This is a genomic window from Spirosoma aerophilum (assembly GCF_054782495.1).
This window is the reverse complement of sequence record NZ_BAAGSJ010000009.1, coordinates 346,805-368,583: the sequence shown is the minus strand read 5'-3', so window position 1 is coordinate 368,583 and position 21,779 is coordinate 346,805. Positions and strand designations below refer to the sequence as shown.

General features: G+C 51.5%; 20 protein-coding genes. 9 read left to right on the top strand and 11 right to left on the bottom strand.

Features of this window, described 5'->3' with window-relative positions; all coding sequences use genetic code 11:
• Positions 1–73 precede the first annotated feature (73 nt).
• The 3 genes from ACYVK4_RS09255 to ACYVK4_RS09245 all read right to left on the bottom strand — a co-directional run bounded on the left by ACYVK4_RS09255 (position 74) and on the right by ACYVK4_RS09245 (position 3,080).
• Complete coding sequence (locus tag ACYVK4_RS09255) at positions 74–1,066, bottom strand: aldo/keto reductase (RefSeq protein ID WP_461127209.1); 993 nt, start codon at positions 1,064–1,066, stop codon at positions 74–76.
• Positions 1,067–1,330: 264 nt separating this feature from the next.
• Complete coding sequence (locus ACYVK4_RS09250; RefSeq protein ID WP_461127208.1) at positions 1,331–1,471, bottom strand: hypothetical protein; 141 nt, start codon at positions 1,469–1,471, stop codon at positions 1,331–1,333.
• A 262-nt stretch (positions 1,472–1,733) separates the two neighbouring features.
• Positions 1,734–3,080, bottom strand: coding sequence for a Gfo/Idh/MocA family protein (locus tag ACYVK4_RS09245; protein WP_461127207.1), 1,347 nt, complete (start codon positions 3,078–3,080; stop codon positions 1,734–1,736).
• Positions 3,081–3,301: 221 nt separating this feature from the next.
• Here ACYVK4_RS09245 and ACYVK4_RS09240 point away from each other — a divergent pair, with 221 nt between their 5' ends.
• Positions 3,302–5,413, top strand: coding sequence for a CehA/McbA family metallohydrolase domain-containing protein (locus tag ACYVK4_RS09240; protein WP_461127206.1), 2,112 nt, complete (start codon positions 3,302–3,304; stop codon positions 5,411–5,413).
• A 35-nt stretch (positions 5,414–5,448) separates the two neighbouring features.
• Here ACYVK4_RS09240 and ACYVK4_RS09235 read toward each other — a convergent pair whose 3' ends face one another.
• A complete protein-coding gene (locus ACYVK4_RS09235; RefSeq protein ID WP_461127205.1) occupies positions 5,449–6,489 on the bottom strand; it encodes a TIM barrel protein in 1,041 nt (346 codons plus the stop codon).
• 219 nt (positions 6,490–6,708) lie between these two features.
• Here ACYVK4_RS09235 and ACYVK4_RS09230 point away from each other — a divergent pair, with 219 nt between their 5' ends.
• From ACYVK4_RS09230 to ACYVK4_RS09215, 4 genes are all read left to right on the top strand, one after another.
• Entirely contained in the window at positions 6,709–7,896 is a 1,188-nt protein-coding gene (locus tag ACYVK4_RS09230; RefSeq protein WP_461127204.1) for an alginate lyase family protein, read from the top strand.
• 314 nt (positions 7,897–8,210) lie between these two features.
• Positions 8,211–8,696 carry a GNAT family N-acetyltransferase gene (locus ACYVK4_RS09225; protein ID WP_461127203.1) on the top strand — a complete coding sequence of 162 codons (486 nt, stop codon included), beginning with the start codon at positions 8,211–8,213 and terminating at the stop codon, positions 8,694–8,696.
• Between the two features lie 19 nt (positions 8,697–8,715).
• Entirely contained in the window at positions 8,716–9,108 is a 393-nt protein-coding gene (locus ACYVK4_RS09220) for a hypothetical protein (RefSeq protein ID WP_461127202.1), read from the top strand.
• Positions 9,109–9,185: 77 nt separating this feature from the next.
• Positions 9,186–9,611, top strand: coding sequence for a hypothetical protein (locus tag ACYVK4_RS09215; RefSeq protein WP_461127201.1), 426 nt, complete (start codon positions 9,186–9,188; stop codon positions 9,609–9,611).
• A 25-nt stretch (positions 9,612–9,636) separates the two neighbouring features.
• On the opposite strand, the gene ACYVK4_RS09210 is transcribed toward ACYVK4_RS09215, so the two are convergent.
• From ACYVK4_RS09210 to ACYVK4_RS09190, 5 genes are all read right to left on the bottom strand, one after another.
• Entirely contained in the window at positions 9,637–9,930 is a 294-nt protein-coding gene (locus tag ACYVK4_RS09210) for a hypothetical protein (protein ID WP_461127200.1), read from the bottom strand.
• Positions 9,931–10,062: 132 nt separating this feature from the next.
• Positions 10,063–12,081, bottom strand: a complete 2,019-nt coding sequence (locus ACYVK4_RS09205) for an alpha/beta hydrolase domain-containing protein (protein ID WP_461127199.1) — start codon at positions 12,079–12,081, stop codon at positions 10,063–10,065.
• 78 nt (positions 12,082–12,159) lie between these two features.
• Positions 12,160–13,116 carry a D-2-hydroxyacid dehydrogenase gene (locus ACYVK4_RS09200; protein ID WP_461127198.1) on the bottom strand — a complete coding sequence of 319 codons (957 nt, stop codon included), beginning with the start codon at positions 13,114–13,116 and terminating at the stop codon, positions 12,160–12,162.
• 135 nt (positions 13,117–13,251) lie between these two features.
• Entirely contained in the window at positions 13,252–15,036 is a 1,785-nt protein-coding gene (locus tag ACYVK4_RS09195) for an L-lactate permease (RefSeq protein ID WP_461127197.1), read from the bottom strand.
• Positions 15,037–15,168: 132 nt separating this feature from the next.
• Positions 15,169–16,131, bottom strand: a complete 963-nt coding sequence (locus tag ACYVK4_RS09190; RefSeq protein WP_461127196.1) for an NAD(P)/FAD-dependent oxidoreductase — start codon at positions 16,129–16,131, stop codon at positions 15,169–15,171.
• Positions 16,132–16,471: 340 nt separating this feature from the next.
• Here ACYVK4_RS09190 and dndC point away from each other — a divergent pair, with 340 nt between their 5' ends.
• From dndC to ACYVK4_RS09170, 4 genes are all read left to right on the top strand, one after another.
• On the top strand, positions 16,472–17,824 hold the full coding sequence (dndC, locus tag ACYVK4_RS09185) for a DNA phosphorothioation system sulfurtransferase DndC (RefSeq protein ID WP_461127195.1): 1,353 nt from the start codon (positions 16,472–16,474) through the stop codon (positions 17,822–17,824).
• Positions 17,814–18,797, top strand: coding sequence for an HNH endonuclease (locus tag ACYVK4_RS09180; protein ID WP_461127194.1), 984 nt, complete (start codon positions 17,814–17,816; stop codon positions 18,795–18,797). Before dndC ends, ACYVK4_RS09180 begins: the two co-directional genes overlap by 11 nt.
• A 27-nt stretch (positions 18,798–18,824) precedes the next feature.
• A complete protein-coding gene (locus tag ACYVK4_RS09175) occupies positions 18,825–19,577 on the top strand; it encodes an abortive infection family protein (protein ID WP_461127193.1) in 753 nt (250 codons plus the stop codon).
• Between the two features lie 478 nt (positions 19,578–20,055).
• Positions 20,056–21,150: a Fic family protein gene (locus tag ACYVK4_RS09170; RefSeq protein ID WP_461127192.1), complete on the top strand. Its 1,095-nt coding sequence runs from the start codon at positions 20,056–20,058 to the stop codon at positions 21,148–21,150.
• A gap of 58 nt (positions 21,151–21,208) precedes the next feature.
• On the opposite strand, the gene ACYVK4_RS09165 is transcribed toward ACYVK4_RS09170, so the two are convergent.
• Together ACYVK4_RS09165 and ACYVK4_RS09160 are read right to left on the bottom strand one after the other, a co-directional pair.
• Entirely contained in the window at positions 21,209–21,472 is a 264-nt protein-coding gene (locus ACYVK4_RS09165; protein ID WP_461127191.1) for a DUF2442 domain-containing protein, read from the bottom strand.
• A gap of 149 nt (positions 21,473–21,621) precedes the next feature.
• Positions 21,622–21,765, bottom strand: coding sequence for a DUF4160 domain-containing protein (locus ACYVK4_RS09160; protein WP_461127509.1), 144 nt, complete (start codon positions 21,763–21,765; stop codon positions 21,622–21,624).
• Positions 21,766–21,779: the final 14 nt, after the last annotated feature.

Below are 21,779 nucleotides of genomic sequence, written 5' to 3'. Positions count from 1 at the left end.
CGTTTAAACAGCCCCAAAACGAAAAAGCCGGTCATTCCACTGACCGGCTTTTTCGTTTTGGGGCTACCTGACTTTACACCAGTTCCAGCTCTTCCAGCTGCTGATTTATGAACTCAATTTCATCGGCAGACAGGTGAATATCAATGGCTTTGGCGTTCTGCACAGCCTGTTCGGCATTGCGGGCACCCACCAGCGCAACGGTAATGCCCGGCCGTTCGATGGTCCAGCGAATGACCAGCTGGCTCAGGCTGGCGTTTTTACTATCGGCCAATGGCTTGATCTTCTGGAGAAGATCGTCTGTGGTTTTAATGTTATCTTCTTTGAAGAACCGGTAGCCCGCCCGGTGATCGCCGGGAGCGAACTGATGGCCGGGCTTGATCTTACCCGTCAGCAGACCGCGTTCCATGGGGCTATAGGCCAGAATAGCTTTCTTATTTTCGAGGCAATACGGTACTACTTCCGCTTCGATACTTCGGTTGATCATGCTGAACGGCACCTGGTTCGACGCCAGTTTGAGCACCGTTTCGGCTCGCTTCATCTGCTCAACATTGTAATTACTGACACCCGCCTGACGAACCTTTCCCTGCTCGATCAATCGAAGCACGGCCTCCATGCTTTCCTCGATGGGCGTCGTTACGTCGGGCCAGTGCATCTGGTAGAGGTCGATGTAATCCGTTCCCAGTCGCTTCAGGCTGTCTTCGCATTCTTTGATGATACTTTCCTTACCCGAGTATTTGTAAACGTCGATGGGGTTGCCGTCGTTGTCCTGGCTTTTAAAGCCAAAATCACCTTTGGCCAAATCCCAGCGCATGCCGTATTTGGTCAGGATCTGTACCTTGTCGCGGGGGATGCCTTTGATGGCTTCGCCCACGATTTCCTCGCTGGTGCCCTGTCCGTAGATGGGTGCCGTGTCAATGGAGGTTACGCCCAGGTCGTAAGAGGCCCGGATGGCATTAATGGCCCCCTTTCGTTCGGTGCCGCCCCACATCCAGCCGCCAGCGGCCCATGCGCCAAAGGTTATAGCGGATACGCTTACATCTGATTCGCCAAGTTGTCTGTATTCCATGTGTGTATACCCGAATGTCATCCGGGGTTATCTATAGTTAACCCCTTCTGGGTTGATCTTTGTGCTGTTGTTTCTTTGTAAAAGCGACGGGAGCTATGTTTTGTTAGGCTGATCAGCTCTATTGTGATTAACGCACACTAACATACACCACCGTACAGCCAGACGATCACTCCCAACCCCGAAGGGGTTGACTATAGATGACCCCGGACGTCAGTCCGGGGCACCAACGGGTACCGACCTCAGCACCAACCCCGAAGGGGTTGACTATGGATAACCCCGGACGCCAGTCCGGGGCGAGAGGCACACCGCCCGCTCACAACCCCAAAGGGGTTGACTGTGGCTAGCCCCGGACGCCAGTCCGGGGCGAGTGTAGGTGGTCCACTGCTGGTCTGATGTCTCACCCATACTACGTGTGTGCTAAGCTATAGTCAACCCCTTTGGGGTTGGTGCGGGCGGTGTGCCTCTAGCCCCGGACTGGCGTCCGGGGTCATCCACAGTCAACCCCTTTGGGGTTGGGGGCGGGCGAGTGTGCCTCTATCCCCGGACTGGCGTCCGGGGTTATCCACAGTCAACCCCTTTGGGGTTAGGGGCGGGCAGTGTGCCGCTAGCCCCGGACTGGCGTCCGGGGTTATCCATAGTCAACCCCTTTGGGGTTGGGGAGTTCGGGTTAGACGACCGGTAACTTCCAGCCGTTGTGGTAGTGGGCGGCAATCAGGGCGTTGGCCTGCTGGTCGTTCTTGAAGCCTTTGGCGGCTGCATCCCAGTACACTTTTCGGCCGGTTTTATAGGCGATGTTGCCCATGTGCGCGTTGATGGCCGCAACGCTGCCCGTTTCGATGCCGCACTTCAGGAGTTTCGGATCGTTGGCTTTTATCGCCTGCACAAAGTTCCTGGTATGCTCGTTGAGGTATTCGCCGTTGCGGGCCTGGTCCGGAATGTCCTCCACTTTATATACCTTTATCCCGTTCTTCGTCTCGGTTTCGGGTAGGATAGACCAGCCGTCGCGGTTGAGAACGAGCGTGGCGTTATTGCCGATAAAGGCGATGCCCTCCGTCCGGCCATAGTTACCGCCGTCGATACCCGTAGCGTGTTCCCAAAGCATGTTGAACCCATCGTATTCATAAACGGCCTGCAAGGTATCGGGCGTTTGGGAGGCATCGTCGGGGTAGGCCAGCTTGCCACCCGAGGCCATCACGGACTTGGGGGCTTTGGCATTCATGGCATAGAGCGCAATGTCGATTTCGTGAACACCCCAGTCGGTCATGAGTCCACCGGCATAATCCCAGAACCACCGGAAATTGAAGTGGAAACGGTTAGGGTTGAAGGCCCGTTTGGGGGCGGGTCCCAGCCACATGTCGTAGTCGACACCGGCCGGTGGTGCACTGTCGGGCAGAACGGGAACGGGTTTCATCCAGCCCTGATAGGCCCAGACTTTCACCAGCCGGATGTTACCCAACTTGCCCGAACGGATGTACTCAATGGCCTTTTCGTAGTGCGAACCGCTACGCTGCCATTGGCCCACCTGCACAATCTTGTTGTGTTTTTTGGCCGCAGCCAGCATCAGATTACACTCTTCAATGCTGTTGGCCAGCGGTTTCTCTACATACACATGCTTGCCCGCCGATACCGAGTCGATCATGGCCATGCAGTGCCAGTGGTCGGGGGTGCCGATAATGACCGCGTCGATGTCTTTGTTTTCGAGCAGTTTGCGGTAGTCTTTGTACAGTTTCGGTTTGGTGTGCTGCATGGCTTCCACATCGGCCGAGCGTTTGTCGAGCACGCTCTGGTCTACATCGGCCAGGGCCACACACTGCACGTCGCTCTGCAACAAATGCGACCGTAAGTCCGACCAGCCCATGCCGTTGCAGCCAATCAGACCCACCTGAAGTTTGTCGTTGGCAGAAATTTGTTTTCGCTGGCTGGCAATGGCTTCGATCGTCGGTAAGCTGATGAGCCCGGCGCCTGTGGCGGCTACGGCAGATTGACGTAAGAAATTTCGGCGTGTTGGTTTCATGGGGATATAGGGGTTTAAGAATAGAGATATATGGTACGCGGATGGTACGGTTTATACAGATTCCCGCCGATAAAATCTGTGTAGATCTGTGTAAACCGTATCATCTGCGTGCTCTGCTTTTTCACAAGCGATTCACTTATATTAATACGCCCGTTCGGGTAGATTTTCGCTGTCGTTCGGTTACGTATAGACTGTCTTCTGTCTTTGCTGTACTATTGCTTATGAAAGAACGTCTGCTCCTTCTATTACTCATAATGGCCACCCTGACGTATGGGCAAACGCCCGTCGATCTGTCTGGTTTTCAGCAGAAAAGTGGCGTAACAGCCATCCGTCAGGGCAATGCGCTCACCCTAAGCTGGCCCGCCAGGTCGAAAGAAACGGCCAAGCTGGTCCTTGACCTGACCAATGGGAAGCCGCTGTTCAGCAGCCTGCAACTGACGCAAAAAGGGGTGTTCAAAGAAATCGCCAAAGCCCTCGACCCGGCTTTTGTGCTGACCGTCGGCAAGCGGGATCTGGTATCGCAAAACGGCTGGAATATATTCTTCGACAAGACCAACAAACTGCCTCATAAATCGTACGCCGTTGACCTCAATAAACGAACGGCCAGTGTGCGGAGCCAGGGTTCCCGAACGGTCGTCCGGGTGTCGGAGGTGCAGGCGGCTACGTTTACCGGGGCTATCGAAATTACAGTGTATACCGGAAGTCCGCTGATCAACATTGCGGCTGTGATGGCAACCGACGTCGATTCGACCGCTATTCTGTACGATGCGGGGCTAACGAGCAAACAACCCGTCTGGAATACCATCGCCTGGTCGGATACCGATGGAAAGATGCAAAGCGTACCGGCCGATCTGAACCAGCTCAACAAGGCACAGGGCGTGAAATTTCGGACCATTATCGGGTCAGGAGCTACCGGGAGTCTGGCCGTTTTTCCGGCTCCGCACCAGTATTTCTATCCCCTGGACGAAGCCTTCAACCTCGATTTTACCTGGTATGGCCGTGGGTATCGAAGTTTGGTGCCCGATTTCGGCATCGGCATCCGGCAGGATCTGATGGGCGATAAACGATGGGTGCCCTGGGTGAACGCCCCGCCGAAAACGCAGCAGCGACTTAATTTTTTCTGCCTGCTCAGTACCGATACGCCTGCTAAAGCACTGGACGAGGTGAAGAAGTTTACGCACACCGATAAATACCCCGCGCTGCCCGGCTACAAAACCATGTCGAGCCACTTTCATAACGAATACGTGATGAGTGTGTTACTAGCCGGGAAGCCGGTCGCCGGGAAGCCGGTCGCCGAGAAGCCAGTGCCGGAGGTGCCTAACTTCGTGAAGGTCTTTAAAAACTCGGGCGTCGACATCGTGCATCTGGCCGAGTTTCACTACACGGCACACCCCAAAGGCCCCGACGAGCAGCGACTGCTGGAACTGAAAACACTGCACGACATGTGCCAACGCTGGTCGGACAAGGAGTTGCTGTTGCTGCCCGGCGAAGAGCCCAACGAGTTTTTTGGCGGGCACTGGCTTGACTTCTTTCCGAAGCCGGTTTACTGGATCATGTCGCGCAAGCCGGATATGCCCTTTGTAACGGACGACCCGAGGTACGGAAAAGTGTATCGCATTGCCGACAAGACCGACATGCTGAAGCTGCTTGAAGCGGAGAATGGGCTGGCCTGGACCGCTCACGCCCGCACCAAAGGCTCGACCGGTTTTCCGGATAAATACAAAGACGAGGAGTTTTATCGATCAGACCGGTTCTTCGGCGCGGCCTGGAAGAACATCCCTGCTGATCTGTCGGAGCCGCGGCTGAGTCGGCGCGTGCTGGATCTGATGGACGATATGGCCAACTGGGGATTGAAAAAGCATGTCATTGCCGAAGCCGATCTGTTCACGGTGGAGCCGGAGAATGAAATGTACGCTCACCTCAATGTCAACTACCTGCAACTCGACCAGCTGCCCGACTACAAGCAGGGCTGGCAGCCGGTGCTGGATGCGATGCAAACGGGCCGGTTTTTCGTATCGACCGGCGAAATACTGATCCCGAAATTTACCGTCAACGGCAAAGGCACCGCCGATTCGCTGTTGCTTGCCCCGGATGGCAACGCCCGTGTGGTGGTCGACCTGGACTGGACATTTCCGCTAACCTTCGCCGAGATCATTTCGGGGGATGGCAAACAAATATTTCGCGAGCGTATCGACCTGACCAGAACGCTGCCTTTTGGCAAACAGACCTTTACGTTCAACACCAACCTGAAAGGCCGGAAATGGGTACGGCTGGAAGTGTGGGATGCCGCCGTCAATGGCGCGTTTACGCAACAGGTCTGGATTGGTAAGTAGTTGTAGGGCCGGGCGTCGGCCCTACAACTACATTCCTAACTCAACGCATTCCGGCAGAAGTTCAGGCATTTCTTCACTTCAGCTACCGAGGTAGACCCGGCGGGTACTTGGTATTCCAGCTCGATCGTGGCCGGGAAGGTGTATTTCTGGTCGCGCATGAGTTTCAGCACCGGCAGCAGGGGTGTATCACCCTGGCCCCAGGGAAGGTTACCTTTGCCATTGGCCGGCAGTTGCCGGTCTTTGATGTGCATGCTGGAGATACGCGTGTGTTTTTGCCGGATAAGGCCCAGCGGATCGGGTTGACCGGCCGCCAGATAGTGACCCAGATCGAAGTTCATCGCGTTGCCCGGCGATTGCGCCAGCGCCGTATCCCAGAAGGTGGGCGTTTGCTGTTCATGACCATGATAACCGATCCGGATGCCGTGTTTCTCGGCCATTTTTCCCAGTTTGAGCGTTTGCGCGTCATTGCCGGGGTGCTCAACGGTTACCTGGTTAGCGCCCAGCGTTTTAGCCGCCTTCATGCCATAGTCAATATCGGCGTCGGTGTTTTGCATACCAAACGCATCGGGCTTAAATCCATAGATGGTCACACCCGCCTGGTTGTACATCTTCCGAACTTTCTCGAACTTATCCATCGGTGCCGAAAGCCGCCATTTGGCTACCTCGGCCCGGTAAGCTTTGGTTTGTGCATCGGCTTCGGCCAGTATTTTCTGCTCGTCCTCCGTGAGTGTCTGATTTTCGCGTCGTTTCCGCATCAACGGGAAGATGGTCCGCATATCGACCGAGTTTTTGGGGGCACCGGCAAACATCTCGGCGGGGCCGCCCATCAGTTCAATGGCACTCACGCCCGAATCCAGCACGTACTGCAGGGTCGCTTCGGCACTCTGGTCGGGCATGTCGCGGAACGAATAGGTGATGAGCCCAATCTGAACGCCGTCAATCAGCGAATTGGGTTTGTCGCCCAGGCTACGAACCAGCGCGGGTGCGCCAAAAAGTTTGTTGCTGCCGAGTACGGCACTAGCTGCCAAAGCGGCTGTAGTGCCCAGAAACTGACGGCGTGTTGGTTGATTTTTCATGTGTTTATTGGTTTAGGACTGACGGGATTTACGATAATAATGGGCTGACAACCCGCTCGGTTTAATGCTGGTCGGCGAGTAAAATCAGGTGGCAATTCCATTCTGTACTAATAACATACTGAACGGCTGATTTTACTCTATTTCAGACCGCTTATAGTTGTGATCTTATACAATCCTGGTAATCGTCCTACCCTACAAAACCCTAAACTTACTTGTACGTTGGCTTTCTTGACCAATATCTCACTCTATCTGATTATCCTACTTACGTCGCTGGCTGAACCGGTGGCTGGGCAGGTGACTAAAGACGTCGTCAAACGGGAGGTCAGTCAAACCCTACGGAAGCAGGTGCTGAAGCAGGCAGCCTGGGCCATGCAGCAGGAACCCGTTACCGTTACGGCGCAAACGAGTCCCCGGTCGGCGGGGGGGGAGCATGATTTTTTCTCGGAAGGGGACTACTGGTGGCCCGATTCCCTAAATCCGCAGGGGCCGTATGTGCAGCGCGACGGGATGACTAACCCCGATAATTTTGTTGCGCATCGGCAGGCCATGATCCGGTTTAGCCGGGTGGTGGGTGCGCTGGCATCGGCCTATAAACTAACGGGCAAAGAGGTCTATGTGCGGCAGGCGCTCCGGCATCTAAATGCCTGGTTCGTAGATAGCACTACCCGCATGAATCCGTCGTTACAGTACGCGCAGGCGATAAAAGGGCGGGCTACCGGACGGGGTATCGGCATTATCGACACCATTCATCTGATCGAAGTGGCGCAGGGACTGCTATTGATGGAAAGCGCAAAAATCGCTGATAAGCAGATACGGTCAGAATCGCATATGTGGTTCGTCCGGTATCTCTACTGGTTACTGACGCATCCGTACAGCGACGACGAAATGAAAGCTGCCAATAATCATGGCACCTGCTGGGTGATGCAGGTTGCCGCGTTTGCTCGGCTAACGGGCAATGAAGACGTGCTGGAAGCCGCCCGAAAACGGTACAAAACTGTTTTGCTGCCGAACCAGATGGCGGCTGACGGAAGCTTTCCACTGGAACTGCGCCGGACGAAACCTTACGGCTACTCGATCTTCAACCTCGATGCGATGGTAATGATCTGCCAGATTTTATCCGATAAAGACCACGATCTCTGGACCTATCAAACCCCCGACGGTCGCAGCATGGCGAAGGGTATTACCTACCTGTATCCTTACGTTGCGGATAAATCCAAATGGCCCCTAAAACCTGATGTCATGTACTGGAATGACTGGCCCGTTGCACAGCCGTTTCTGGTGTTCGGCGCAGCTGCTTTCAATAATACCAACTGGCTGGCCACCTGGAAAACCCTCGACCACGACCCGCAAGTGGAGGAGGTATTGCGCAACCTGCCCATCCGAAACCCGCTGATCTGGCTGGATTGATGGAAAGAGCCGTATTTTGTAGCCATTATCGCCAAACCTAGGGGTAGTATTGTTCCAACGCTCTAATAGCCTGGTCGTTACGTTTAAATCCCGAAGGGATGACAGGATTATAGTATAACGTAATTTGAATTTCATGTAGAACCCTGAAGGGCCGGGCCGCTGGTGGGGTGACATTATTTGACGCTATAAACCTGGCATCCCTTCGGGATTAAAACGTAATAACAATATCCTAAAGGGGCTTTAGTTGAGAATAAGCGATAAAACCCCTTTAGGGGTTGGGGTAAGACAAAAGGTTTACTTTCCATACAACCGAAATGACCGAAATCCGTAAAGCCACTGCCGATGATCACGAAGCGATCTGGCAGATCATCAGACCCGTCATTGCCACGGGCGACACCTATTGTTTTGCCCCGGATTCATCAAGAGAAAAGATGCTGAATTATTGGTGTAGCGATGATAAGTACACCTACGTCGCTACGGTCGAGGGTAACGTGGTGGGAACATTTATCATGAAGGATAATCAGGTTGACCTCGGCTCGCACGTAGCGAATGCGTCGTATATGGTTTCCGCTGCGTATGAGGGGCAGGGAATAGGGCAACGTATGGGCGAGTACTCCATTCAGGAAGCCCGGCGATTAGGCTACCGAGCCATGCAGTTCAATATCGTCGTCAAGAGCAACGAACGGGCCGTCCGACTGTGGCAAAAACTGGGGTTTGTCATCATTGGCGAAATTCCTGATGCGTTTAATCATGCGCAGCTTGGTTACACGAACGCCTACATCATGTATCGGAAGCTTTAATGTAAACCTTAGACCATAAATGATTCTCCGAAAACCACACCTGATTAGCTGGCTGGCCATCCCTGCACTTGTTTTGATAGGGCTTTGGTTTCGGCAGCATACGGTCGATGTTCAGCTATATGATACGTATTATGTGATTGATAATGGCCACTTCGCGTTGGCTGAATCGGCTTTCCTGCTGGTTGCCGGACTGGGGTACTGGTTCCTGCAACGCACCGGCAAAACACCGAATGGAGCCCTGACTGCGGTTCACCTGTTGCCGACCATTGGCCTGTTCATGCTGTTGGTGCTGCCGATATCCGGTAGGGGTAATTCAATAAGTGACCAGGGCCTACTGCTGGGTCTAGCCGCTTTTTTGTTAGGACAGTGTGCTTACGTTGTCAATATCCTGATTACGTCATTGCGGAAGTGATAAACGATACATGTTCGCCGTATAACCTCCAGTCTGTTTCCAACGTTTACTGGTTGCTGGCTTAAACCGCAAAGCAAATGGCAACTGCAGGGGTTTATGGAGTACAGCGTCAACAAATACTATACGTTATGGCTGGTGACTGGATAATTTTACCCCCTTTAGGGGATGAGCATTACCCCCGTGTTTTGCCGGGATCAATGATCAGAGACGACTTTGACATTGTCAACTACACCTCAGATGTTGAGCGTTTAACCTGCCTGCACTGGACCGGATTATCGCGTCAGGAAATTTCGCACTTAAGAAACCTGTCTCATTCGGATGCACTGAGTGCTTTTGTGCGCCCATATGGTTGCGGAATTGGTTCCGGCTCCCAGGTGGACCTTATGTCTGAGGAAGACCCCAACAGCGCAGAATTCGATCTGATGATTAGCTCAGATGATGACCTTGCACCAGCCTTACTAGGCGATATAATCGATTTCGTCAAGCGGTATCGGATACCTTGATAGAAGTCCGCTCCGGTAGCAATGGTTACCGCTGATTACTCTGCGAACTCCGCTTTACTTTTCGGGTAGACCGTTCCTGACTTTTTACCGACGAGGCCTGCGCTGTGGTGCTCGATGGGATAGCCATCGGTCGGCCGCTTTGTCCACTGGCGCCGTCGTTGGTAGCCCCGGCATTGGATGCACTATCGATGACGACCGTTGTAGACGTGGTGCCTCTGGCTGACTTAGGCTTGCTCGTTTTGGTAGCTCCAGACTGCGCCTGGGCCTTAAAGGTTAGGGTAGTTAGAAGTAGTATAGGTACAATTATAGACTTGTTCATCGCCGTAAGTTGTTATTTGTTAATGATAACAACTACATGTATTGGCGATAAGCTATGAAAAGGCGGGATATTGATTGTGTGGGAAAGAAACTGTAGTGCCGACCGGGCGCTCCAATGCATCGGCGGTCAGTACTACAGTTTTCTCTCCAGAGCAGTCTTGATATAGGCCTGTCCGTCTTCCGGTAGCAAAAATCGCTGTTCAATTAGCAACTGTACCGACTTGCGAACGGCTTCTACATAGCCCTCATGCGTTTTGTAACGCTCCTGTAAAGACAGCCGTGGGTCGTTGGCAACAGTGCGTTCGGCTTTTGTGGCCTTGAACGGAATGTATTGCCCGGCCCCTTCACAGCCGTCATTTTCGCCGTAGTCAGATCGTCGCAAGGCCCAGCCGGTTGTTGTGGCAGTGGGTACAGCAACCGGCGGCAGGCGAATGCCTGCTATTTCATTGCCGTCTTTATCGACTTTCGATACGAAACTTACGTATGAGGGGCGGTTGGCTACGCTGGTCGGGAAGCTGGTAATAACACCGGTATTGAAAGAAGAACCGAAATCGAGGAGGTATCGGGTGGTTACAAGACCCGTATACGTCACGCCCGGAATGGTGGGCCAGCCGAGAGCCGCCTGAGGCACTATCCCCGTTTGAGAACCGGGTTGCGGAACAGCCAGTGCGGCCGTTTTGGTGGACTGCCGGGGCACCTGACTGGCGGGGGGCGTAACACCTTTTGTTACCCACATGTCGAGGGCCATAAAGAGCGCCCGTAAGGTCGGCTCCCCGTTGGTCGGGTTCTGAAACTGCTGACAAGTGCCCTTGCTGGTTTCGTTACCCGTTCCGTGCTGCGCGCCCGACACCAGATAGAACCGGACGTTATCGGGGTCGGGGAGGTCGTTGCCTTTGCTGTCGGTATGCAGAAGGGAAGCGGCTTTCACCCAGTATTCGTTGGCCGAATTGATCTCGAAGACTTTCGGGCAGGTATTGCTGGCGGTGCAGCGGGCCAGTCGACCGGCGGTTTTTCCGGTCAGCGGATCGGTCAGGATGGGGTAGGCGAAGGGGAAAACGCCTTCCGGGTACAGGTGATTCTGGCGGTTGCGTTCCGTTCGCGAAGGCTGGGCGAAACGATAGTTCAGGGCAATGCCACTCGCCCCGCCGAGCCAGTTTTCGATGCCGTCCAGCACCCGCCGGTTCTGTTCATCGGCATTGAAGCCCAGCGTCTGGAAATCATTGACGTAACGGGCGGGTTGCGAGAGTGAATACGAAAAGGTGTACTGCACGTCGTTTGCCAGTGGATTCGGATGGCCGAAGTCATCGGCTTTGGCATAGCGTAGAAACGAAACGAAATCGCGGGTAGCGGCAAAACCTATCCCGGCTACAACGGGATCTTTAGCCGTGTAGGTAAATTCATAAATGGCACTTTGCCGGAAGGGCGTTCCGGTCGGCAACAACCGAATTGATCTGTCGCTGGCATATTCCCAGCCATCGGCCGGGATAACCGTTGGTGTGTCGCCCAAACGGTCGCGCACGGTGAGGGTAGCCTTCGATTTCTCCGGCGTGGCGGCCGGGTAGGCGAGCGAATACGTCAGGGACGTGGCATTGTCGAACGAGATGTATTCGTAGGATGGTCCCGTAATGGATGAGCCATCGGCGTTATGAGCAATGGGTACGCTGATGGTTAGATTATTGTTGACGGGCGCGGCCGAGCAGTCCCAGCCGTTCCAGACGAGGGTGTAGCCCATGTTCATCAGAAAGGCTTCGCCAGCCTGGGCCGCGGTGGTTGGGTCATTGCCGCCACTGCTTTTGTTGAACCCACCGAAAAGCTTACCGCCCCGGTTGTTGATTTCCAGAAACAGCTTGTGATTGCCGGTAGCAAGGTCGACGGGTTTGAGGATATAAATATCCATTACGTAGTCTACCATGCCTTTTGCATTGCGCGGAGCCAGAGCAATATCCGTAATGAGCGCATTCTGTGGGCTGTTTGGGTCGAGTTCGCCATAGGCTTTACCCCGTAGCTTTTCATAAGCCCCCACCCGCCCGAACGTTTTCCCCTCAAACGTGGGCGACTGAACGCTGGTGATTTCGATGCGGATGATCCGCGCCAGTGTTGGGGAACAGAGGCCGATCAGGGGGAGCAGCGTGAAGAATAAGCGAGTGAGCATAGCTATGTCTTGGCCAGACTCCAGCCTGGCCCTTGCCATAAAGAGAACACGGCCAGGCTGGAGCCTGGCCAAGACATATTAATTCACCACGTTCACCGGCTTGCCGTTCAGGAATGCGGCCAGATTATCGACCGTGATGGCCATGAGCCGGGCGCGGGCTTCGGTGGTGGCCCAGGCGATGTGTGGGGTGATGAGGCAGTTTTTAGCCGTGAACAGCGGGTTATCGGGCAGGGGCGGCTCTTTGGACAACACGTCGATGCCTGCCCCGGCAATGACGCCGTTGTTCAGCGCATCGGCCAGATCCTGATCGACGATGATCGGGCCACGGGAGGTGTTGAGCAGAAACGCCGATGACTTCATCAACGCCAGATTTTCCTTGTTAATAAGCCCCTGGGTTTCGGGTACCAACGGTGTATGGATACTCACCACATCCGACTCCGCCAGCAGGTCGGGGATCTCTGCCCACTTGAAATTCGGCCGGTGCGACTGGTCGGTGCGGTGCCGTTTGGAGCCGATGATGTTCATGCCAAAGGCCGTGGCCACGTCGGCCACTTTTTCGCCGATACTCCCGAACCCAATGATGCCCATCGTTTTGCCCGAAAGTTCGATAAGCGGATAATCCCAGAAACAGAAATCCACCGACCGCGCCCACTTGCCATCCCGCACGGAATCGCTGTGCCGCTGTACGTGCAAGGTCAGTTCGAGCAGCAGCGCAAAGGTCAACTGAACAACAGAGGGCGTGCCATAACCGGGTACATTACTCACCACAACACCCTTCTTTTTGGCGGTGGCAATGTCGACAATATTGAACCCGGTAGCGAGTACGCTGATGAATTTCAGGTTGGGTAACTGGTTGAGAGTAGCCTCATCCAGCGGTGTTTTGTTGGTAAAAACAATGTCGGCCTCCTGCGCCCGTTCCACGATCTGATCGGCGGGTGTCCGGTCATAGACCGTTACGTCGGCCAGTTGTTCAATGCCTTGCCAGGATAAATCACCCGGATTCAGGGTATAGCCATCTAATACGACAATCTTCATTATTGAGTTTTCTTTTGTTCGTTTGATAAACGGTTGATCATCTCACCACCCCCCCAACCGAAGCGTCGGCCCGGCCCCTCCTATTTTAAGAGAGGGCTAAAAAAAGGGTCCCTCGTTACAAAGTCCCCTCCTGTTTTAGGAGGGGGTTGGGGGTGGTGAGAGGGGTCGTAAAACAGCTTCCTTTCCCGCCATCGCTCTGATGGTAATGCCGATCCCAACCAAAACCACCGCTAAGATACCCAGATACAGATACCCTTTCGTCAGATCCGGCAGAACGGATGCTTTCTTCCCGTCGAGCATTTCGTAGACCGGAATTATCCATTTCAGGACGTAGGCCTGGGCCAGCGTCAGGAAACAGATAAAAATCAGCATATAAAAGCTGTGCTTCACCGTAAAACGGAACAGCTGCGACTCCTGTCCCACCAGATTACCCGCTGCGGCAGCTACGGCAATGGATTGTGGCGAAATCATCTTGCCAACCACCCCCCCCGACACGTTGGCCGCTACCGTCACCACCGGGTTGACACCGATGGACTGCGCCGTAGCGTACTGAAGCTTACTGAACAAGGCATTGGCCGAGGTATCTGAGCCGGTGATGAACACCCCCAGCCAGCCCAGCACGGGGGCGAAAAAGGGAAACAGCAGACCCGTACTCGCCAGCACAGCGGCCAGCGTGAGCGTGATGCCAGAGTCGTTCAGAATATACGCAAACGCCAGCACCGAGGCCACCGACAGAATCGGGAACCGCAGTTGGCGGAGCGTCTCCCCAAACACAGCTGCTCCCGTTTTGTATGTCAGCCCAACGAGCGGAATGGCGATGAGGGCAGCCAGTAAAATAGCCGTTCCGGCTGCCGAGAGGTAATTGACCTTGAAGAGCTTGGGAATCGGGTTGCCATCGCTGCCCAGAATGGCGTTGTGCAGCCCCGGAAATTCGAACTGGAACATACCCGCCGAGTTGAGCACGTCTTTGATGGGCTGCATCCCCCAGGAAATGATGATGATCGTCAGAACAATAAACGGCGACCACGCCCGGATGACCTGCCCGGCGGTGTAACGGATGGACATATCGACGGTGGCGGCTGGTTCATTGGCAAAACGCCAGATGGTTTTTGGCTTCCAGACCCGAAGAAACGCCATCAGGCAGATGATCGACCCCAACCCGGCAATGACATCGGGCAACGCAGGGCCGAGGAAGTTGGATGAGACGTACTGTAGAAACGCAAACGAAACGCCCGACACCAGCACCGCCGGCCAGATCTCCTGCGCTTTTCGGAAGCCCGCAATGATGCTCACCAGATAGAACGGCAGCATGACGGAGAGGATGGGCAGCGTTCGGCCTACCATCTGCGAAATCGGCAGCTCTGGAATGCCCGACACCTGCGAGGCCACCGTAATGGGGATGCCGATGGAGCCGAAGGCAACGGGAGCGGTGTTGGCAATCAAACAAATGCCCGACGCATAGAGCGGGTTGAAGCCCAGCCCCACCAGCATAGCCGCCGTAATGGCCACGGGCGCACCGAATCCGGCGGTACCTTCCAAAAAGGAGCCGAAGGAGAACGCAATCAGCAGGCCCTGCAACCGACGGTCGGCGGTGATGGACCCCATGAAGTACTTGATGATTTCGAACTGGCCGCTTTTAACGGTGAGGTTGAACAGAAAAACCGCCATGATCACCAGCCAGCAGATCGGAAACAGACCATACAAAGCTCCATGAGCCGCCGACAGCAGAGCCAGACCAACGGGCATGCCGTAGACCACCGTAGCAATGAGCATGGCCAGGCCCGTAGCGATCAAACTGGCCTGATAGCCTTTCATCTTTCGGATGATCAGTGCCCAGAAAATGAACAGGATGGGTACTAACGCGATCAGAACGGATAACGCGATGTTGGCAAACGGGTCAATAACTTGTTTCCAGACCATAGGGAAGGGGAGGTGCTATTGGGTTTGGTTCAGGTTCAAACTCAACTAGTCAGAGCTTCTTCGGGCTGTATTCTACTCTGTAGCAGGTGTATGATAGTCCGAAAGGCCATCGATCAGGCCACCTTACACCCGCTACAGCGCCCCCGCCATCGCCATCCCTGACGTGAAGGCGCCTTCCACATTACCCGCGCCGAATCCATCGCCCCCAAACAGCAGCGGGAGGGCGGCTTCGGCCTTCAGAAACGGGGCCGGATGCCGCTGGTCGGCCAGGCTGTAGCGCCAGCGGTGTACCTGAATGGCACTGATACGGTCGGCAGGGAGTACATAGGATAGCTGATCGGCCAGTTGCCGGCCAATGGCGGTCAGGTCACCGTCGAAATGTACCCGGCTGAAGTCGGCGCTGGCGTGAATCGTAACGGAGGGCTGACCGGGTGAGATGCCTTTCTGCGCATTATCGACGACCCACGCGATGTTACCTGTTTCGTAGCGAATGGCACCGGGGGCGGGCAGTTGGCTGGGTTCCGTCAGCGCCACCATCACCGCTATGCAGGGCTGATAATGGATGGCCGAGAGTGCCGACACCTCAGCCGCCGACAGCGCAAAGCCACTCTTCTCGACAAGGGCCAATGCCTGCGGGGCCGGGATGGTAATCAGCAGCGCATCGGCCCGGTACTTCCCACCCGATTCGGTTTCCACAAGCCATTGCTCCCCATCGACCCGGAAGAAAATGACCGTTTCAGCCGTCAGCACGGGTAGCTTTCGGGCCAGGGCTTTCGCCACGGCGTTCATACCGTCTAGCCCAACATAATGCGGTTTGTTAAGGGTTGAATCAGTCGGGCTGGCCGGTTCGGGTTCCCACTGGGTAATGACGTTGTCGGCCAGCAGTGTCTCAACGACCTGCTGGAATTCGGGCGTGGTGGCGGAGAAATACTGAGCACCATGATCGGCACGGGCCTGTTCGATGCGCCGGGTTGCCAGTCGACCGCCAATGCCCCGACCTTTGTCGAGTACGACAACATCCCACCCCTGAGCACTCAATTCGCGGGCCGCGGTCAGACCGGCCATACCCGCGCCAATAATAAGAGAAGACGGCATTTGCTTAACGCTAATTTTCAGGATGCGATTTACGATTTAAACGGTTCAGTTTGGTGAAGTACCGGTTAACAAATCAGTTAGTAAGAGAAACCAGCTTTCGCATATATTACCTGATCAGGATTGGTAGAGTGGGTTCGACGGCACTCGCTTCGCATAATAAATTTCACGGGTAAGTTTATAGCCACTAATTACTTTGGTGCTAAGGAAAGAATTCATCCGAAGAGAGACGTCGTGAATCGGTTTGCAAGCACTATATTTCTGTTTTTTACAATGTTCTGTTTGTATTAAGTTTACATTTGCGTTTAATAGTTATACTTTCGCCAACCCCACCACCCACGTTATGTCCTTCAAGATCCCATTCATAGAAGACGAAATAATTGACCAGTATCTCTACGACGATAATCCGCGTCCCTGGATTATTGGCTTTAGCGGAGGTAAGGACTCAACCATGCTATTGCAGGTGGTTTGGCGGGCATTAGTTAAAATTCCAGATGGTACTCGTAATCGGCCAATTCATGTTGTTTGTAATGATACTTTAGTAGAGAATCCGAAGATTGTCAGCTTCATTAACAGAACGCTCGACCGCGTACAGAAAGCAGCCGCTGAACAGGGGATGCCTATTACCGTTCACCGCACTACGCCCCGACTTGAAGATACATTTTGGGTGAACTTGCTTGGTCGTGGCTATCCAGCTCCTAATAATAGCTTTCGTTGGTGTACTGAACGGTTGAAGATTAACCCAACAACGCGGTTTATTCAGGAGAAAATTAGTGAGAAAGGGGAAGCTATTATTCTGCTCGGTACGCGTTCGGATGAGAGCCAAACTCGTGCCCGATCTATGAAACGCCACTCTATAAAAAATCAGCGGCTTCGTAAGCACCTTTTACCCAATGCGTTTGTGTATGCTCCCTTGCAGGATATTACAACCAATGAAGTTTGGCAGTATTTGATGCAAGTTGACGCGCCTTGGGGTGGGAAGCATAAGGAACTTCAAACGTTGTATCGGAATGCGAATACAGATGGTGACTGCCCACTGGTGATTGACGAGACCACGCCCTCCTGTGGTCAAAGCCGGTTTGGGTGCTGGGTTTGTACGGTTGTGGCACGAGACAAATCCATGGAAGGGCTTGTGCTTAATGGCGACGACTGGATGGAACCGCTTATGGAGTTTCGGGATGTGCTTATTGCTACGCGCAACGACCGTACTTACCGTGAAATGCGCCGACGGACTGATAGCCCATTTAAAGAGGAGGACCCAACAACTTGGGGACCATATACGCCAACGGCCCGTGCTGAATTTCTGACTATGTTGCTACGGGCACAACGCGACATACAATTATCTCAGGGAGAAGACATGCAACTCATCTCGCATCAGGAGCTGGTTGCCATTCAGCTAACGTGGTATCGGGATGGTATTTTTAATGTTAAAGTAGCCGACATATACAATCAGATCAATGAACAGAAGATAGTCATTTCAGATAAGTATACAGATAAATATAGGCATGAAGAGCAATTGCTACGTGAAGTGTGCGCCGACCATCCCGAAGATTTTGATTTTATTCAAGAATGTTTGGTTCTACAACGAAACAAGTCGCTAATGATGCGTAAACGGGGGTTGAAAGATGAACTGGAATTGCACTTGGAGAGATATATCATGAAGCAACGTATAAAGGATAGCGTTCGTGGGCAATAAAATACTTGATTACTATATTTACGCTTTCTCTCACTTAAATCCGGGTGGAGGAAAAATAAAGGAAAAAGCTCCCCATAAACCCATCTTACTGCTCTCCATTATTCAGGCTTACGAGAGTAAACTGCTTACTACCAATCAAATACCTATATCTCCTGAACTTACCGGAATCTTTAAAACAAATTGGAATCTATTTGTAACGACAGATCATACCTTGGGATTTGCACTTCCCTTTTTCCATCTTAAAAACGAGAAAGGAGATTGGTGGGAGTTAGTGGCAAATCCGGGCTGTGAGACGTGGGTGCAGTACGGTAAATTAACGAGTTTTGGTAATCTAAGTGCCGCCGTTGCCTATGCTCAAATTGACACTAACTTAGCTGAATTACTAAAGGTTGAGCAAACACGTACTGTTCTTCGCCAAACATTACTAACGACCTACTTTCCAAATCAGACAATTATTGTTCCTGTTAGTCTAGATGCGCATCTTGATGATTTAACCCGCGAAATGCTTGAAGAAAGCCCGGTTGAGTACTGTGCTAAACTGAAAGCATTAAAGACGAAACTTGACCCAGAAACTTATCAGATTGAAGTATACGCCCGTGACACATTGTTTAGGCGTGAGATTGTTCGGCTCTACGACGATACGTGTTGTATCACAGGTATTCGGGTGTCGGCACCTTATACGTTTTCAATGGTCGATGCCTGTCATATTATACCCTTTTACAAGACGTTCAATAATCATCCAACAAACGGAATCGCACTTTGTCCAAACCTTCACCGGGCATTCGATAAAGGGGTTATTTCAATTGATGACGATTACAGAGTTATAGTTTCTCCTACGTTCGTGGAAAATGATGCCAGCATTTATTCGTTGAAAGCGTTAGCTGGAAAGCAAATTGAATTACCTAGAAGTAAGGTGCATTTTCCTGATTTAGAAGGACTTGAGTGGCATCGAAAGAATACGTTTAAGCCCTAAATTATATTAATCATTAATTCCTTCATTATGCTATCGGCACAGGAAATATATACTATCACAGAAGGATATATTGGAGTAGAAAACGGCTACTTGGGCAGTTTTACCTATAAAACACATACTGATTTCTATCCACAGTTCTGCGATTTAGAAATTAATCCTAATATTTATGAAGGAACCACAAGGGTTCGATTTATAAAAATTTTAAAAGAGTCAGATGGCCTGACTCAAGGGAAGATCTTAAAAGGAATTTTAAAAAAATTTCCGGTAAGCTATTTTGGGGTAGAACAAAAAGAATTCAAATCAAAAATAGCAAATCGTATAACTGAAATTATACAACGTTTAGAAAGCGGACAATCGATCGTTGCCGAGCAATTAGCTATCACTAATCAAACTGTTGAACGAGCTATTCAAGATGCAAAAGTTTTAATTGAGAATAACGGTGCAACAAGTGGTGTAGATAGAATACATACGGCGTTACATGGGTATTTGAAACAGGTATGTGTTCAATCTAGTATACCAATCAGTGAGGATGATTCATTAACGCAGTTATTTTCAAAATTACGAGTTACGCACCCTCTTCTGCAAAATCTTGGTGTAAGGGAGAATGAGATTGATAAAATAATCAAGGCATTCAGTAATGTTCTTGATAAACTTAATCCTATTCGTAATAAGTCCAGTTTATCCCATCCAAACGAGCAACTGCTTGAGGAAGATGAAGCAATGTTTGTAATAAATGCGGCCCAAACGGTCTTCAATTATCTTAATCGAAAATTTAAATAAACTATCCCCTTTTAACACTTTCCTTAAGATTTTATAATAGCACCTTTACGCGGTTTAGTGGAAGAGTTGCAGATTGAATTGTTGAGTTCCCGCTATTCATCGACTCGCCGATGGAGAACACGCCGAAAATATTATTAAATTCTTTTACCCAAACTTAGGTGTTTATGTGGTATTTAAATTGATTATTTTTGACTGTAAAAATCTGTTTATTCATTAAAGATTAAACTTTTCTAAGGTATACTTATCCATCTGTTGGTACTTTTCAAATAAATTAGGATATATAAATAGTTACAAATTATTAACTTGAGTAATCAGCATTTCTTAATACACCGCCAGAGCTACACACCCCTGATGCAACTGCGCCACAGGGAAAATTAAATCCTGTCACGGCTCCAAACGATGTTGCCCCGTTCGATCATCATGTACACGAAATGTACACGACATCTGTATCATGTACAAAAAAAGCGTATTATTGTACATGATAGATTTCCTGCCTGAGCAGCCATATAATCAGTTGCCTTTGTTGCCGCCTTTGCGCGAGCAGATAGAGAGTGTACTCATTCTTCGGCAGGAAAGCCGTGCCATGCGGGCGTTGGCTGAGTTGAAAGGAATGACCCGGCTTTTGCCAAACCCCGCCATATTGGTCGATGCGCTGGTGCTCAAGGAAGCGAAAGCCAGTTCTGAAATTGAAAATATTATTACAACCAGTGATCGACTCTATCAGGCTTTAGCCGCGAAAGAGCTGACTACAGACAATGCCACAAAAGAAGTCCTTCGGTATCGTCAGGCTTTATATACGGGCTATCGATTTATCCGGAGTCGCGGCTTTTTGAGTACAAACGGGATCGTTTCTATTCAACAGGAACTCGAAGCCAATCAGGCGGGTATCCGGCGGCTGCCGGGAACAGCTTTACGGAACGACCGAACGCAGGAAACTATTTATACCCCGCCCGACGACCCGGATACGCTTCAGGCATTGATGCACAATCTGGAACTCTATTTGAATACAAACACGGAGGATGACGTTTCGCCCCTGATCAAGTTGGCTGTTCAGCATTATCAGTTTGAAAGTATTCATCCCTTTTATGACGGTAATGGTCGAACAGGCCGAATTATCAATGTGTTGTATTTGATCTTACAGGAGTTGCTCACCGAGCCGGTTCTTTACCTGAGTGGATACATTATTCAAAATAAGGCTGACTATTATCGCTTATTACAGGAGGTTCGAACGCGGCAGAATTGGGCAGACTGGATTTTATTCATACTGAAGGCGGTTGAAGAAACAGCCCGGCAAACCATTGGACAAATTCTTCAGATTCAAACTCTTTTTGAGCAGACGGCAGAGCATATTCGGCGGGAAGCACCCAATGTGTACAGTAAGGAGTTGGTAGAAGTTTTGTTTCTTTATCCGTACAGTAAGATCGAATACGTTGTTGATCGGCTGGCCGTTGACCGACGAACCGCATCCAAATACTTACGCACGATTGAAAAACTAGGCTTGCTACGCTCTGAGCAGAAGTGGAAGGAAACCCTGTTTATCAATACACGTTTGTTTGACTTGTTGAAGGAATAGAAGTTGATGCCAGATTCTCAGGCTATGTTGTGGACAGGATGCGGTTTTGAAGAAGCCATCAATACACCGCTGGCCCCACATACCCCTGATGCAACTGCGCAACGGGGAAAATTAAATCCCAGTCACGGCCCCAAACGACGTTGCCCCGTTCTATCTTAAATCGTTTGAAATTTGCCAGTTTACGGTACTTATCATGCTGCGGGTCTGGGTGTGTCAAGAGAAAAGGACCAAAGTCAATAACTTGTGAGGTTGCGTCTGAAAACGTTACTCTCAACCGGTATTGATCTATATACTCTGCTTGGGTAACTGCGAGTGTTCTCATAGTCTCTTCGTAATCTTGCGAATTTTTGATTTTTTCTTCAAAACAAAGAAGTCAAACCATTTCCGGGCAATCGCATCAGCATACAACTCGACTACTTTGATCGCTTCTTTTTGATCTTTGGCTGGTAGCATTTCTACACCATCTGCCTTTCATAACTGAACATCGGTCAGCTTACCATCTTCAAAGAATAATTCAAAAATAGTCTCGTACTCAACATGGCTAACGTGTACATGAATGGGGAGATATTCATTACTACAGAAATAAAAAAGAAATAAAAAATCAGTCCAAAATATTCAATCAGCTTAGG

What these genes read in the sequence shown, in the direction of transcription:
- ACYVK4_RS09255 (WP_461127209.1), bottom strand. Translation starts at nt 1,066, where the DNA reads ATGGAATACAGACAACTTGGCGAATCAGATGTAAGCGTATCCGCTATA.
- ACYVK4_RS09250 (WP_461127208.1), bottom strand. Translation starts at nt 1,471, where the DNA reads ATGGGTGAGACATCAGACCAGCAGTGGACCACCTACACTCGCCCCGGA.
- ACYVK4_RS09245 (WP_461127207.1), bottom strand. Translation starts at nt 3,080, where the DNA reads ATGAAACCAACACGCCGAAATTTCTTACGTCAATCTGCCGTAGCCGCC.
- ACYVK4_RS09240 (WP_461127206.1), top strand. Translation starts at nt 3,302, where the DNA reads ATGAAAGAACGTCTGCTCCTTCTATTACTCATAATGGCCACCCTGACG.
- ACYVK4_RS09235 (WP_461127205.1), bottom strand. Translation starts at nt 6,489, where the DNA reads ATGAAAAATCAACCAACACGCCGTCAGTTTCTGGGCACTACAGCCGCT.
- ACYVK4_RS09225 (WP_461127203.1), top strand. Translation starts at nt 8,211, where the DNA reads ATGACCGAAATCCGTAAAGCCACTGCCGATGATCACGAAGCGATCTGG.
- ACYVK4_RS09220 (WP_461127202.1), top strand. Translation starts at nt 8,716, where the DNA reads ATGATTCTCCGAAAACCACACCTGATTAGCTGGCTGGCCATCCCTGCA.
- ACYVK4_RS09215 (WP_461127201.1), top strand. Translation starts at nt 9,186, where the DNA reads ATGGCAACTGCAGGGGTTTATGGAGTACAGCGTCAACAAATACTATAC.
- ACYVK4_RS09210 (WP_461127200.1), bottom strand. Translation starts at nt 9,930, where the DNA reads ATGAACAAGTCTATAATTGTACCTATACTACTTCTAACTACCCTAACC.
- ACYVK4_RS09205 (WP_461127199.1), bottom strand. Translation starts at nt 12,081, where the DNA reads ATGCTCACTCGCTTATTCTTCACGCTGCTCCCCCTGATCGGCCTCTGT.
- ACYVK4_RS09200 (WP_461127198.1), bottom strand. Translation starts at nt 13,116, where the DNA reads ATGAAGATTGTCGTATTAGATGGCTATACCCTGAATCCGGGTGATTTA.
- ACYVK4_RS09195 (WP_461127197.1), bottom strand. Translation starts at nt 15,036, where the DNA reads ATGGTCTGGAAACAAGTTATTGACCCGTTTGCCAACATCGCGTTATCC.
- ACYVK4_RS09190 (WP_461127196.1), bottom strand. Translation starts at nt 16,131, where the DNA reads ATGCCGTCTTCTCTTATTATTGGCGCGGGTATGGCCGGTCTGACCGCG.
- dndC (WP_461127195.1), top strand. Translation starts at nt 16,472, where the DNA reads ATGTCCTTCAAGATCCCATTCATAGAAGACGAAATAATTGACCAGTAT.
- ACYVK4_RS09175 (WP_461127193.1), top strand. Translation starts at nt 18,825, where the DNA reads ATGCTATCGGCACAGGAAATATATACTATCACAGAAGGATATATTGGA.
- ACYVK4_RS09170 (WP_461127192.1), top strand. Translation starts at nt 20,056, where the DNA reads ATGATAGATTTCCTGCCTGAGCAGCCATATAATCAGTTGCCTTTGTTG.
- ACYVK4_RS09165 (WP_461127191.1), bottom strand. Translation starts at nt 21,472, where the DNA reads ATGAGAACACTCGCAGTTACCCAAGCAGAGTATATAGATCAATACCGG.